This window comes from Pedococcus ginsenosidimutans (assembly GCF_039544395.1).
GTDB classification, from domain to species: domain Bacteria; phylum Actinomycetota; class Actinomycetes; order Actinomycetales; family Dermatophilaceae; genus Pedococcus; species Pedococcus ginsenosidimutans.
The window spans coordinates 20945-34839 of record NZ_BAABLO010000001.1 but is presented as its reverse complement, the minus strand read 5'-3'; the positions used below and the strand labels follow the sequence as shown (position 1 = coordinate 34839).

The following is a 13895-nucleotide window of genomic DNA, read 5'->3' as shown; positions in this document are numbered from 1 at the left end:
ACACACCAAGGAGAACCTAAGAATGCCTACGCCCACCAAGGGTCCCCGTCTCGGCGGCGGTCCGGCTCACGAGCGGCTCATCCTGGCCAACCTGGCCAGCTCGCTCTTCGAGCACGACTCCATCACCACCACCGAGGCCAAGGCCAAGCGCCTGCGCCCGCTGGCCGAGCGTCTGGTGACGTTCGCCAAGCGCGGTGACCTCCACGCCCGTCGTCGCGTCCTGTCGGTCATCTCCGACAAGGGTGTCGTGCACCGTCTCTTCACCGAGATCGCGCCCGACATGGCCGAGCGTCCCGGCGGCTACACCCGCATCACCAAGATCGGCGCCCGCAAGGGTGACAACGCCCCCATGGCCGTGATCGAGCTCGTCCGCGAGCCCATCGCCAAGAAGGCCACGGTCAAGGAGGCGGAGGCCGCCACCAAGCGCTCCGCCAAGCAGGCCGAGGCCAAGGAGGCCGCGGCTGACACCAAGGCCGCCGAGGACGAGGCGAAGGCCGACGAGGCGACCGAGACCACCGAGGCGGCTGCGCTGCCCGAGGGTGCGATCGCTGCCAACGAGGACGGGTCCTCGCCCGACGAGGCCTACGTCGTCAAGGGCAACGCCGACTCCGGCAAGTACCACGAGGCCGACGGCCAGTGGTTCGAGCAGACGCAGGCCGAGTTCTGGTTCAAGTCCGCCGAGGACGCGGAGAAGGCCGGCTTCACCAAGGCCGGTTCCTGACCCGGTAGCCACCGGCTGGACCGTCGAAGGGCCGCTCACCCCATCGGGGTGGGCGGCCCTTCGCCATCTCCAGGGCCGGCGTCGCGCAGCCGGATGGCCCGGGCGGGTCCGGCCGCGGGCAGGGTCGGGTGGCGGGGCGGGGCGGGTCAGGCAGCGCGGCGGGTACGGAAGACGCCCGCCAGCGGGAGGATGAGCAGGACCAGCACCATGGGCACGGCGAAACCGACCCGCAGGGAGTCCTGGCCCACCGCGCCGGTCAGCACCGCGCCCAGCAGGCCCCCGACGTAGTTGAACTGGTTGAAGCGGGCGATGACCGCGTCGACCCGTGCCCGGCGTGCCTCGCCGTCGACGCCACCACCTGCGACGGCAGCCGCGGCGGAGAAGCTGAGCGGCGCGATGACCGCCACGGAGGCGCCCACGACGGTGAAGCCGAGCACCGCGACCGCCCACCCCGGCGAGAACACGATGATGGCGAGCCCGACGGAGGCGATGACCGCGCCGGTGCGCAGCAGGGCGACCGGGCCGAACCGCTCCACCGCCCGGTCACCGAGCAGCCGCGTCAGGCCGCTGGCCACGAGGTAGGGGAGCGTGGCGAGTGGGAGCAGCCACGCGGGAGCGTGGTGGGCCGACTTGAGGAACACCGGGCCCCACGTCGTCGCGGCCGTGTCGACCATGTAGAAGAGCACCATCGCTGCGCCGAGCAGCCCCAGGCGTCGCCAGGGCACCTGCACGGTGACGGTGCTCGGCGCGTCGGCCGCGGCGGACACCGCGTGGGGGAGGAGGGGAGCGGCGAGGACGAGCAGTGCCACCGCCGCCAGGGGGAGGAGCCCGGCGGTCAGGCCGACCCCCGTGACGGCGATGGCGACGAGGGTCCCGACGATGCCGCCGACCGTCCAGGCGCCGTGGAAGGAGGGCAGGATCGTGCGGCCCCACCGGTGCTCGAGGGCCACGGCCTGCATGTTGCCGGCGGCGTCGACAGCGCCGAGGCCCAGCCCGTACACGGCGAGGCCGGCGACGAAGACGGGGCGCTGCGGCGCGATGGCGACCAGGGACAGCCCCACCGCGATGAGGCCGAACGCCCAGCGCAGGACCTTCGCGCTGCCGAGCCTGGCGGCCCCGGGCTCTGCCAGGACCGACCCCAGGCCGGCGAGCAGCACGACCATGAGCAGCAGCCCGGTGACGAACAGCTCGGTGAGGTCCCAGCGCTCCTGGAACCGCGGCAGGCGCGTCGTCACCGAGATGAAGAGCAACCCCTGGGTGGCGAAGGTCGCCGCGATGCCCAGGCGGTGCCGGGACAGGTCGGTGGCGGGTTCGGTGCCGGTCCGCTGGAGGCTCACGGGCCCACTGTCCCAGACCGGAGGGGGTGGGGCGGGGCCACGCGCCGTGGAGCGGTGGTCAGGCGTCCACGGGCTCCCGGTCAGGACGCGCGAGGGGCAGCCCCTGCCCTCGCTAGGCTGCCGCCATGGTCGAGTCGCGGGCGCAGGAGGGGTCGCTGCGCATCCGGCTCGACCTCGCCTACGACGGGACCGACTTCTCCGGGTGGGCCGCCCAGCCCGGCCTGCGTACCGTCGAGGGCGAGCTGTCCTCCGCCCTGACCACCGTCCTGCGGGCGCACGAGCCGGTGCGGCTCACCGTTGCCGGACGCACCGACGCCGGGGTCCACGCCCGCGGCCAGGTGGTCCACGCCGACGTCGGGGTCGCCGCCTGGGAGGCGCTGCCGGGCCGGTCCGACCGGGCGCCGTCAGAGGCCGCGCTGTCGCGGCTGCGGGGGGTGCTCCCCGCCGACGTGGTGGTGCACGACGCAACGGTGGCGCCGGACGGGTTCGACGCGCGCTCCGCGGCCCTGCGGCGCCGCTATCTCTACCGGCTGTGCGACGACCCGGCTGCGGCCGACCCGCTGCGGCGCCGCGACACGGTGCTGCACAAGCGCCCCCTGGACGTGGCGGCGATGGACCGGGCGGCGCGGACCCTTGTGGGGCTGGGCGACTTCGCCGCCTTCTGCCGCAAGCGGGAGGGCGCCACGACGGTGCGCACGCTGCTGGAGTACTCGTGGGCGCGCCTCGACGACGGGACGCTGGCGGCGACGGTGGTGGCCGACGCGTTCTGCCACTCGATGGTCAGGGCGCTGGTGGGAGCCGTGGTGCCCGTCGGCGAGGGCCGTCGCGACGCTAGCTGGCCCGCCGAGGTGATGCGGGCCCGGCGACGTGACCCGGCAGTGGGCGTCATGCCGCCGCACGGGCTGTCGCTGGAGGAGGTCGTCTACCCCGACGACCGCGACCTCGCCGCGCGCGCGGTCGAGTCACGCGCCGTACGCAGCCTGCCCGCAGCCGCGCCCCCGACCCCGGATGGTGGCGAGGGCGGTGCTCAGGCGTCCTCCGGCAGCGGGGGACCGACGACTTCGAGCCCGTAGCGGGGGCCGACGACGTTCCACCGCCCGATCTCCTCGCCCATCGGGCGGCCGTCCGCGCCGGGCAGCCGGCGTGCGGTGGCCGGCAGCCCCACCTCGTCGTAGAGACCGAAGAGGTGCCCGGGGTCGGTCAGGCCGAGGAACCGTACGTCCTCGTGCCCGGTGACCCGGAAGGCGTGCGGCACGTGCGGCGGCAGCCAGATGAAGTCCCCCTCGGCCAGGTGGAAGAGCTCGTCGCCGGCACGGTAGGTCATGGTGCCTGACAGGATGTAGAAGGCCTCTGCCTCTCGCGTGTGGCGGTGCAGAGGGGTGGCAGTGCCCGCCGGCTGGGTGACCAGGGCGACGCCCACGCGGCCCCCGGACTCCTCGGCGGTGAGCAGGTGCTCGAAGAGGCTGCCCATGGCCCACGTGCCCCGGGCGCTCCCCGCGGGGCGGTGGACCACCGCCGAGGTGGCCGTGCCGAGCTGCCCGGTGCTGCTGTCGATGTCGGACATGGACGTCCTCCTGACTATTTCACCCGAAGCGGATTCGGATGAATATTGCTACGGTAGGTGGCGTGGCCGACACCGTCAAGACCCGCACCTACCGTTCGACCCTGCGTGCCGAGAAGGCGCAGCAGACGCGGCGTTCGGTCCTCCTCGCCGCCCGGTCCCTCTTCGTCGAGCAGGGGTACGAGGGCACCTCCGTGGCCGCCGTCGCCGCCGCGGCCGGTGTGTCCGTCGACACGGTCTACGCCAGCGTGGGGCGCAAGCCAGAGCTGGCCGTGGCCGTGGTCGACATGGTCCTCGCGTCGTCCGACGAACCCGTCCCTGCCCGCGAACGCGACTACGTCGTGGCGGTGCAGGCAGCCGGTACGGCGCGGGAGAAGCTCGCGGTGTACGCCGCGGCGCTGCGCACCCTGATCCCGAGGGTCGCGCCCCTGCTGGAGGCGCTGCGCCGCGCGGGGGAGGTCGACGAGGCCTCGGCGAGGGCCCACCGGGCGGTGATGGACCGTCGCGCGGCCAACATGCTGCTCCTCGCACGCGACCTGCGTGCCACCGGCGAGGTGCGCGACGACCTCAGCGACCAGGACGTCGCCGACATCGTCTGGTCGACGAACGCGCCCGACTACTGGCTGGCGATGCAGTCGCGCGGTTGGTCGGCCACGCGCTGGTCGAACCTGCTCGAGGACCTGTGGTGCCGGGTCCTGCTCAGCCCGTGACCGCGGCGTAGCCCTTGGCGTCGTGGATCGCCAGGCCCGCGAAGGAGGCAGACCCTCTGTAGGCGGCGGTGATGCGGCTGAGCTGGGACTCCATCTGGGTCAGCGACTGGCCGAAGAAGGTCTGCTTCACCTCGGTCGGGTCCGTGCCCAGGTAGGTGGTCTCCTGGCCGACCCGCACCGGGCGACCGAGCTCGACGCCGGCCCGGATCTCGTTGGCGGACACGGCGATCGAGCCGTCGACGCCATCGGCGAGGTTGCGGTAGGCCATCACCGTGACGGCGGCGGTCCGGCGCATCGTCTCGCGGTCGAGGGTCGAGCCGTTCGCGGCCACCTCGTCGTACCAGAACGGGATGTCGGCCTCGATCGGCGCGGCCCCGGCCGCGGTGCGCAGGGTGTCCAGGGTCGACAGGTAGCGCTTGACCACCGCGGCGCGGTTCGTCGTCCACGCAGACGTGGTGTACGGCTCGATGTCGACGTGGACGCCCGTGAACAGCCCGGTGGCGAGCGCGGGCTTCAGCCAGTTGTTGACCACCCAGGTGGGGTTGTCCACCCAGCCGGGGTCCCCGCCGAGGGCGTCGACCCTCAGCCCCGCCGCGTCGGCGAGCTCGACGAGCCGTCGCAGCTGCGCGAGCTGGGGTGAGCTGCCCACGCTGGGGGGCACGGCGGCGTACAGCTGGCCGATGCCGCGGCTGGTGGCGAGGGTGACCACGGCTGCCGGGTCGGAGGTGTCCCACACCCACATGGCCCGCGGTGCGGCCGGCCGGTCGGCCCGGGAGGCGGGGGCGGTCGTCGTCCGGGTGAGCGGCGCCGTCGCCCGGGCCGTCGTCCGGGAGGTCTTCCCCGCCGGCGCGGCGCCGGCGGCGGTGGCGCCCACGGCACCCAGGATGGCCACGGTGGCGACGATAGCCAGCAGGCGCAGGGGCCGGGCGGTGCGGGGGGTCACGGGGCGCTCCTTTCGACGACATTCCCATGGTCAGCGGGCTGCGGGAGTGCTCCTTGCCAACTTGGCCAAGCCTTTACGGTCGTCTCCTCCGTTCGTCCACGGCGGCCCCGGCCGACCGGTGGGCTGATATGGAGGTGACGGAGGGGCTCCGCGTGCAGCAGGCTGGTCCCGTGGGCCACATCGACGTCAACTCCGTCACCTTCGTACTGCCCGACGGCAGGCCGCTGCTCGGTGGCGTCTCCCTCCGGGTGGGGGAGGGCGCCAAGGTCGCACTCATCGGCCCCAACGGCACCGGGAAGACGACGCTGGGCCGCATCATCGCCGGCGACCTCGTGGCGCAGGACGGGGCCGTCACGCGCTCCGGGGGCCTCGGGGTGATGCGCCAGTTCGTGGGTCAGCTGCGTGACGAGTCCACCGTGCGCGACCTGCTCGTCTCGGTGGCACCTGCAGCGATCCGCGACGCCGCGGCCGAGATTGACCGCACCGAGCTCGCGATGATGGAGCGCGACGAGGAGTCGGACCAGATGGCCTACGCCCATGCGCTGGTCACGTGGGGCGACGTCGGCGGGTACGACTACGAGACCCTCTGGGACGTGTGCACGGTGGCGGCTCTCGGCATGCCGTTCGAGAAGGCCCAGTGGCGCAAGGTCACGACCCTGTCGGGAGGGGAGCAGAAGCGGGTCGTCCTCGAGGCGCTCCTGCGCGGCCCGGAGGAGGTGCTGCTGCTCGACGAGCCCGACAACTACCTCGACGTGCCGGCCAAACGTTGGCTGGAGGACCAGCTCATCGCCTCGCCCAAGACGGTCCTGTTCGTCAGCCACGACCGCGAGCTGCTCGACCGCGTGGCCACCCGCATCGCGACGCTCGAGCCGGGGAGCTCCGGCTCCAGCCTGTGGGTGCACCCCGGTCGCTTCTCGACCTACCAGCAGGCGCGCGAGGACCGGAACTCCAAGCTCGAGGAGCTCGCCCGGCGGTGGGACGAGGAGCACCTCAAGCTCAAGGCGCTCGTCGTGATGTACCGGCAGAAGGCGTCCTACAACTCAGACATGGCGCCGAAGCTGCAGGCGGCCGAGACGCGGTTGCGGCGGTTCGTCGAGGCCGGGCCGCCTGAGGCGATCCCGTTGCGGCAGAACGTCCGCATGCGGCTGCAGGGCGGCCGCACCGCGAAGCGCGCCGTCATCGCGGAGGGCCTCGAGCTGACCGGGCTGATGCGGCCCTTCGACCTCGAGGTGTGGTTCGGGGAGCGGGTGGCGGTCCTCGGGAGCAACGGGTCGGGCAAGTCCCACTTCCTGCGGCTGGTCGCGTGCGGCGGCAGTGACCCCGACGCCGAGCACCGGCCCGTTGGCGACGTCGTGCCGTCGCCCGTGGCCCACACGGGTCGGCTCCGGCTCGGGTCCCGGGTGCGGCCCGGCTGGTTCGCCCAGACCCATGAGCAGCCCTCCCTGACGGGCCGCACGCTGCTGGAGATCCTGCACCGCGGCGACGAGCACCGCGCCGGCAAGCCGCGGGAGGAGGCGGCGCGAGCACTGGACCGCTACGGCCTGGCCCGGGCCAGCGAGCAGACGTTCGACTCGCTCTCCGGTGGGCAGCAGGCGAGGTTCCAGATCCTGCTGCTCGAGCTGTCGGGTGCCACGTGCCTGCTGCTGGACGAGCCCACCGACAACCTCGACCTGCACTCGGCCGAGGCGCTCGAGGAGGGGCTCGAGGCGTTCGAGGGCACCGTCATCGCGGTCACCCACGACCGGTGGTTCTCGCGCGGCTTCGACCGGTTCCTCGTGTTCGGGGCCGACGGCCGGGTCTACGAGAGCGACGAGCCCGTGTGGGACGAGGGCCGGGTCGCCCGCAGCCGCTGAGCGGGTTCCCGCAGGTCAAGAGAGTGCAATTTCTTGCAGAAACTTGCACAGGCCCTCTGGCGGGGTGTCGGCGCCGCGTCCTAGGGTGACCCGCGGTCCTCTCGCAGGGGTGGGCCCCTCCCCGCAGCAAAGGAGCTGTCATGGCCCGCAGGTCCCTGGTCGCCGCCCTCAGTGGCGCGGCACTCGTCGTCTCGGGGCTGCTGGTCCCGCTGGGTGCGCTGCCGGCCCACGCCGCGCAGCGCACGGTGACCCTCGTCGGCACGATGCAGTCGGAGCTGGGGTGCGGCAAGGACTGGGACGAGACGTGCACCTCGACCGACCTCGCCCCGGTGGAGGGCACGACGACGTACGCGAAGACCGTCACCGTCCCTGCGGGCACCTACGCGTACAAGGTCGCCATCGACCACAGCTGGGCCGAGAGCTACGGCGCGGGCGGCGCCAAGGGCGGGGCCGACCTCCCCCTGGTCCTGCAGGGGCCCGCGAAGCTCGAGTTCACCTACGACGACGTCTCCCACCAGATCGGGGTGCGCCCCGTCCGGTTGTCCGGTCCTGCGACCCGGGCAGACCAAGCGTACGCGACCGACTCGCTGCGCCAGCCCCTGACCAAGGAGCGTTACTACTTCGTCATGGCGGACCGGTTCGCCAACGGCGACAAGTCCAACGACCTCGGCGGCCTGACGGGCGACCGGCTGAAAACCGGTTACGACCCCACCGACAAGGGCTTCTACCACGGCGGTGACCTCAAGGGGATCCAGGGCAAGCTCGACTACATCAAGGGCCTCGGCACCACGGCGATCTGGCTCACGCCGTCGTTCAAGAACAAGCCGGTGCAGGGCACCCCGGGCACCGAGAGCGCCGGCTACCACGGCTACTGGATCACCGACTTCACCCAGGTCGACCCGCACCTGGGCACCAACGCCGACCTCAAGGCGCTGATCGCGGCCGCGCACGCCAAGGGGATGAAGGTCTTCTTCGACATCATCACCAACCACACGGCCGACGTCATCGACTACAAGGAGAAGCAGTACACCTACCGCGACAAGACCGCGTTCCCCTACAAGGACGCGGACGGCACGGTGTTCGACGACAAGCAGTACGCGGGCAAGCCCGGGTTCCCGGCGATGGACCCCAACACCTCCTTCCCCTACACCCCGGTCTTCACCAACCCCGGTGACGCGACGGCCAAGGTCCCGGCGTGGCTCAACGACCCGACCAACTACCACAACCGCGGTGACTCCACCTTCGCCGGCGAGTCCGCGGAGTACGGCGACTTCGTCGGCCTCGACGACCTGTTCACCGAGAAGCTCAACGTGCAGCAGGGCATGGAGGACATCTACAAGTCGTGGGTCGACTTCGGCGTCGACGGCTTCCGCATCGACACGGTCAAGCACGTCAACATGGAGTTCTGGCAGTCCTTCAGCCCCGCGATGCTCGAGCAGGCCCGCAAGGACGGCAACGACGACTTCTTCATGTTCGGCGAGGTCTACGACGCCCGCCCGTCCTACATGTCGCAGTTCACGACCACGGGGAAGCTGCCGGCCACGCTCGACTTCGGGTTCCAGGCGCAGGCCACCAGCTGGGCCCAGGGCAAGGCGGGCACGGACCTTCGCGACCTCTACGCCGACGACGACTACTACACCGACACCGACTCCAACGCCTACGAGCTGCCGACCTTCCTCGGCAACCACGACATGGGCCGCGTCGGCTTCCTCCTCCAGGGCAAGGACCCGGTCGGTCCTGCGCTGATGTCTCGGGTCAAGCTCGCCGACTCGCTCATGTACCTCACCCGCGGCCAACCCATCACCTACTACGGCGACGAGCAGGGCTTCGTCGGCTACGGCGGTGACAAGGACGCGCGGCAGGACATGTTCGCCACCAAGGTCGAGGACCGCACCAAGCCGGACGGCTCGGTCGACCGCGGCTACACCACCCAGCCCGTCCTCGGTGGCACCGCCGGCTCCATGGACCGCTACTCGACGAGCGCTCCCCTGTACCAGCACATCAAGGCGCTCGCGGCCGTCCGCGCTGCCAACCCGGCCCTGGCCGACGGCGCGCAGGTGCACCGCTACGCCAGCAGCAACGCCGGCATCTACGCCTTCTCCCGGATCGACCAGGGCAGGCGCGTCGAGTACGTCGTCGCCGCCAACAACGCGACGACGACCTCGTCTGCGTCCTTCGCGACGTACGGCCACAACCAGACGTTCACGCCGGTCTACGGCGCGGCAGCCCCGGTGCGCTCTGGCAAGGACGGCCGCGTCACGGTGAGCGTCCCGGCCCAGTCGGTGTCCGTCTGGAAGGCGACCTCGCCGATGGACACGCCGAAGTCGGCCCCGCCCGTCTACCTGACCTCGCCGGGCGCCGGTGACGTCGTCGGCGGCCGGGCCGAGATCGGCGCAGCCATCCCCGACAACACCTTCGCGCAGGTGAGCTTCCTCTACCGCCCGGTCGGCACCACCGCCTGGAAGCGGCTCGGCACCGACGACAACGCGCCCTACCGCGTCTTCCACGACGTCACGGGTCTCGCCAAGGGCACCCTGCTCGAGTACCGCGCCGTCGCCAAGGACAGCGCAGGGCACCTCTCCGCCTCCTCGTCCTACGGCATCGTCGGCGACCCGAAGGTCAGCGGTGGCGGCGACGGTGGCGGGGTCGGCCCGGTCACCCAGCCGGCCAACGTCAGCGTCCCCGGCGACCACAACAGCGAGATGGGCTGCGGCGGCGACTGGGACCCGGCCTGCCCCGAGGCCCAGCTGACCCTGGACCCCAAGGACCAGGTGTGGAAGGGCACCTACACGCTGCCGGTGGCCCCGCACGCCTACAAGGCCGCCATCGACAAGAAGTGGGACGAGAACTACGGGGCGGGTGGGCGCCCCAACGGCGACAACATCAGCTACACCGTGCCTGCCTCCGGCCAGGTCAGCTTCTACTACGACCACGCGACGCACTGGGTCACCAGTGACGCCCAGGGCGACATCATCACCGCGCCCGGCTCGTTCCAGACCGAGCTCGGCTGCCCCGCCGACTGGAGCCCGGACTGCATGAAGCCGTGGCTGCAGGACCCCGACGGCGACGGGACCTACACCTGGTCCAGCGACCAGCTCCCCGCCGGCACCTACGAGTTCAAGGTCGCCCACAGGCTGGGCTGGGCGGAGAACTACGGTGCGGGCGGCGCCCCCGGCGGAGCCAACATCTCCGTCACGGTGCCGGCCGACGGCATGGTCACGACCATCTCCTACGACCTCGCGACGCACGAGACGACCACGAAGGTGGCCAAGGCGGGCTCCGCCCCCGACCTGACCAAGCAGCGGGCGATCTGGGTCAGCAGGGACACGGTGGCGTGGCCGGCCGCCATGGTGCCCGACGGCGCCGACCCGGCCCTGCTCAAGTGGCGCCTGGCCTGGTCGCGCACGGGTGGCCTGGCGGTCGACGCCGAGGCGATCACCGGTGGCTCGTCAGCAGGGCTGCGCTACGACCCCAAGGGCCTGCCCGCGAGCGTCGTCGCCGCCCACCCCGAGCTCAAGGGCTACCTCGCCCTGCGCCTCGACCGCACCACGACGGCCCAGGTGCCGGACATCCTCCAGGGCCAGGTGGCCGTGGGCATGTACGACTCCCTCAACCGCCTGCTCGACGCCTCCGGCGTGCAGGTCGCCTACGTCCTGGACGACGTGTACTCCGCGGCGGCGACCAAGCGCGCCTACGGCGTCAGCTTCGCGGGGACGAAGCCGTCCTTCCGCCTGTGGGCGCCGACCGCCCAGAAGGTCGACGTCCTCACTTGGGCGCCGGGCTCGGCCGCCGACGCGCCGACCAGCGCCGCCACGCGGACCGCGATGGTGCGTTCCTCCGACGGCTCGTGGTCGGCGACGGCGGGGGCGCGCAACGCGCGCTACCTCTACGAGGTGACGGTGTGGGTGCCCACGACGGGCAAGGTCGAGACCACCCAGGTCACCGACCCGTACTCCGTGGCCCTGACGCTGAACTCGACCCGGTCGGTGGCCGTTGACCTCAAGGACGCGGCCTACCGCCCCTCGCTGTGGTCGACGACGAGGTCGCCCGCCCTCAAGCAGGACGTCGACTCGACGATCTACGAGCTGCACGTGCGGGACTTCTCCGTCAACGACCCGACGGTGAGCGCGGAGAACCGCGGCTCCTACCTCGCGTTCGCCGAGAACGGCGACGGCACCAAGCACCTCAAGGCGCTCGCCGCCGCGGGGCTCAACACCGTGCACCTCCTGCCGACCTTCGACATCGCCTCGATCGAGGAGGACCCGGCGAAGCAGGCCAAGCCGGCCTGCGACCTCAAGTCGTACGCGCCGGACAGTGACCAGCAGCAGGCCTGCATCGAGCCGACCCGGGCCGGCGACGCCTTCAACTGGGGCTACGACCCGTGGCACTGGATGGCGCCGGAGGGCTCCTACGCCTCCACGCCGGCCAAGGCCGACGGCGGCGCCCGCGTCGCGGAGTTCCGCACCATGGTCGGTGCCCTGCACCGCGACGGGCTGCGGGTCGTCCTCGACCAGGTCTTCAACCACACCCCGACCTCGGGCCAGGCGTCGACCAGCGTCCTCGACAAGGTCGTCCCCGGCTACTACCAGCGGCTCAACGCGACCGGCGCCGTGGAGACCTCCACCTGCTGCCAGAACGTCGCGACCGAGCACGTCATGGCGCAGAAGGCCATGGTCGACGCGGTGGTGCTGTGGGCCAGGGACTACAAGGTCGACGGCTTCCGGTTCGACCTCATGGGTCACCACAGCAGGGCCAACATGCTGGCTGTCCGGTCCGCCCTCGACGCGCTCACCCCGGCCAAGGACGGGGTCGATGGAAAGAAGATCTACCTGTACGGCGAGGGCTGGAACTTCGGCGAGGTCGCCGACAACGCCCGCTTCGTGCAGGCCACCCAGGGCCAGCTCGGCGGCACGGGCATCGGGACGTTCTCCGACCGGCTCCGCGACGCGGTGCGCGGTGGCGGCCCGTTCGACGACGACCCCCGCACCCAGGGGTTCGGCAGCGGCGAGGCCACCGACCCCAACGGCGACGCCACGGCCAACCCGTCGGCAGCCACGAGGCTCAAGCACGACACCGACCTCGTGCAGCTCGGCATGGCAGGCAACCTGCGCACGTTCTCCATGCGGCTCAACGAGAACGGCCAGGTCGCCCAGGGCAAGGACGTCGACTACAACGGCGCCCCCGCCGGCTACGCCGACCAGCCCGACGAGGTCATCAGCTACGTCGACGCGCACGACAACGAGACCCTGTTCGACAGCCTGGCGTTCAAGCTGCCGCAGGCCACCTCGATGGCCGACCGTGTGCGGATGAACTCCATCTCGCTGGCGACCACGGCGCTCGCGCAGACGCCGTCGTTCTGGCACGCCGGAGCCGACCTGCTGCGCAGCAAGTCGCTCGACCGCAACAGCTACGACAGCGGCGACTGGTTCAACACCCTCGACTGGACCGGCGCCGACAACGGCTTCGGGCACGGGCTGCCGCTCAAGGGCGACAACGAGGCCAAGTGGCCCTACATGAAGCCGCTGCTGGCCGACCCGGCCCTCAAGCCGACGGCGTCCGACGTGCAGTCGGCCTCCGCGCAGGCCCAGGAGCTGCTCGAGCTGCGGTTCTCCACCCCGCTGTTCCGGCTGGGCTCGGCTGCGGCGATCAACACCAAGGTGAGCTACCCCGCCAGTGGCACGCCCGACGCCAAGGCCGGGGTCATCGCCATGCGGATCGACGACACCGTCGGCGCCGACGTCGACCCCGCCCTCAAGGGCCTCGTGGTCGTCATCAACGCCTCGCCGGAGGCCGTCACCCAGAAGGTGCCCGGACTGGCCGGGGCAGCGCTGTCCCTCTCGCCCGTGCAGGCGAGTGGCGCCGACGCCGTCGTGAAGGCCTCGGCGTGGGACTCGGCCTCGGGCTCGGCCACGGTGCCTGCCCGGTCGGTGGCGGTGTTCGTCCAGCGCTGACCCGCGGCCCGGTCACCGAGGCCCCCGGACGAGCGTTCGTCCGGGGGCCTCGCGCTGCCTACTGGGTCAGGACGACGTCGGTGCCCGTGAGCTTCGTGCGGAAGCCGCCCTGCTCCACCTTCACGGCCGTGAGCCGCACCCCCGCGGGCAGTCCCGTGACGGTGTGCCGGATGGTGACGAGCTTGCGAGCGGCCGTCGAGAGCGCGGAGTCGATGACGCCCGGGCCGCCGAGGTCGACGGTCTCGGGCACGATGACCAGCTGGCCGTTGACGGCGGTGACGGTGCCGGTGGCACGGACCGCGACCCGTCGGCCCAGGACCGTCTCGATCCGGCGGACACCGGCGCGACCGCCGCCCGCGTCGTACAGCTGCACGTCCTTGCCGATCTGCTTGGCAGCCGTGGCGAAGGGGAGAACGGCCTCGAGGTCGAGCCGCTGGGCGCGCAGGCCCTGGGAGGTCAGCCGGACCCCGGCGCCCGTCGCGGTGACGTCCGTGAGCGGGCCGTCGGACGTCAGCACCCGGCTGCTGGACAGGTCGACGTCGGCCAGCCAGGTCTCACCCTTGGCCACGCTGCTCGGTGCCCCCGGTGCGGAGGGCGTGGCCGGGCTCGGCGGGGCGGCCTGGGCAGGGTCGACCACCGGCAGCGAGGAGACCGCGATCGCGGCGGCGACGGCCAGGCCCACGAGGGTGGTCAGGACTCCGGCGAGGAAGGCGCGCATGTGCCCAGTCTGGGTGCTTCGCCGCGCCGCCGCCCGCCGCCAGCTGCCGCCTGCCTTGGGCCCGACCTGTCCCGCCCGCCCGATGGGCGGGAGGTGGGCGT

General features: G+C 72.0%; 9 protein-coding genes. 5 read left to right on the top strand and 4 right to left on the bottom strand.

Annotated elements, in window-relative coordinates:
• Positions 1–22: 22 nt before the first annotated feature.
• On the top strand, positions 23–721 hold the full coding sequence (rplQ, locus tag ABEA42_RS00165; protein WP_345500340.1) for a 50S ribosomal protein L17, sunset domain variant: 699 nt from the start codon (positions 23–25) through the stop codon (positions 719–721).
• A 146-nt stretch (positions 722–867) separates the two neighbouring features.
• Here the strand turns inward: rplQ and ABEA42_RS00160 are convergent, their stop codons facing one another.
• Positions 868–2058 carry an MFS transporter gene (locus ABEA42_RS00160; RefSeq protein ID WP_345500338.1) on the bottom strand — a complete coding sequence of 397 codons (1191 nt, stop codon included), beginning with the start codon at positions 2056–2058 and terminating at the stop codon, positions 868–870.
• Between the two features lie 125 nt (positions 2059–2183).
• Between ABEA42_RS00160 and ABEA42_RS00155 the strand changes: the two genes are divergently transcribed.
• A complete protein-coding gene (locus ABEA42_RS00155; protein WP_345500336.1) occupies positions 2184–3131 on the top strand; it encodes a tRNA pseudouridine synthase A in 948 nt (315 codons plus the stop codon).
• On the opposite strand, the gene ABEA42_RS00150 is transcribed toward ABEA42_RS00155, so the two are convergent.
• Positions 3086–3622 carry a cupin domain-containing protein gene (locus ABEA42_RS00150; RefSeq protein ID WP_345500335.1) on the bottom strand — a complete coding sequence of 179 codons (537 nt, stop codon included), beginning with the start codon at positions 3620–3622 and terminating at the stop codon, positions 3086–3088. The two genes, ABEA42_RS00155 and ABEA42_RS00150, sit on opposite strands and share 46 nt — an antisense overlap.
• Before the next feature lie 62 nt (positions 3623–3684).
• Here ABEA42_RS00150 and ABEA42_RS00145 point away from each other — a divergent pair, with 62 nt between their 5' ends.
• Positions 3685–4329, top strand: coding sequence for a TetR/AcrR family transcriptional regulator (locus ABEA42_RS00145; RefSeq protein WP_345500334.1), 645 nt, complete (start codon positions 3685–3687; stop codon positions 4327–4329).
• Here the strand turns inward: ABEA42_RS00145 and ABEA42_RS00140 are convergent.
• Positions 4319–5272 carry a hypothetical protein gene (locus ABEA42_RS00140; RefSeq protein WP_345500332.1) on the bottom strand — a complete coding sequence of 318 codons (954 nt, stop codon included), beginning with the start codon at positions 5270–5272 and terminating at the stop codon, positions 4319–4321. The two genes, ABEA42_RS00145 and ABEA42_RS00140, sit on opposite strands and share 11 nt — an antisense overlap.
• 170 nt (positions 5273–5442) lie before the next feature.
• On the opposite strand from ABEA42_RS00140, the gene ABEA42_RS00135 reads away from it, so the two are divergent.
• On the top strand, positions 5443–7125 hold the full coding sequence (locus ABEA42_RS00135; protein ID WP_345500330.1) for an ABC-F family ATP-binding cassette domain-containing protein: 1683 nt from the start codon (positions 5443–5445) through the stop codon (positions 7123–7125).
• A gap of 140 nt (positions 7126–7265) precedes the next feature.
• Positions 7266–13076 (top strand): pullulanase-type alpha-1,6-glucosidase, encoded by a 5811-nt coding sequence (gene pulA / locus ABEA42_RS00130; RefSeq protein ID WP_345500329.1) that lies wholly within the window; start codon positions 7266–7268, stop codon positions 13074–13076.
• Positions 13077–13134: 58 nt separating this feature from the next.
• On the opposite strand, the gene ABEA42_RS00125 is transcribed toward pulA, so the two are convergent.
• Positions 13135–13794 (bottom strand): LmeA family phospholipid-binding protein, encoded by a 660-nt coding sequence (locus ABEA42_RS00125; RefSeq protein WP_345500327.1) that lies wholly within the window; start codon positions 13792–13794, stop codon positions 13135–13137.
• Positions 13795–13895 lie beyond the last annotated feature (101 nt).

Bases quoted from the DNA above. Each gene is read 5' to 3' on its own strand.
- rplQ (WP_345500340.1), top strand. From the start codon at position 23: ATGCCTACGCCCACCAAGGGTCCCCGTCTCGGCGGCGGTCCGGCTCAC.
- ABEA42_RS00155 (WP_345500336.1), top strand. From the start codon at position 2,184: ATGGTCGAGTCGCGGGCGCAGGAGGGGTCGCTGCGCATCCGGCTCGAC.
- ABEA42_RS00150 (WP_345500335.1), bottom strand. From the start codon at position 3,622: ATGTCCGACATCGACAGCAGCACCGGGCAGCTCGGCACGGCCACCTCG.
- pulA (WP_345500329.1), top strand. From the start codon at position 7,266: ATGGCCCGCAGGTCCCTGGTCGCCGCCCTCAGTGGCGCGGCACTCGTC.
- ABEA42_RS00125 (WP_345500327.1), bottom strand. From the start codon at position 13,794: ATGCGCGCCTTCCTCGCCGGAGTCCTGACCACCCTCGTGGGCCTGGCC.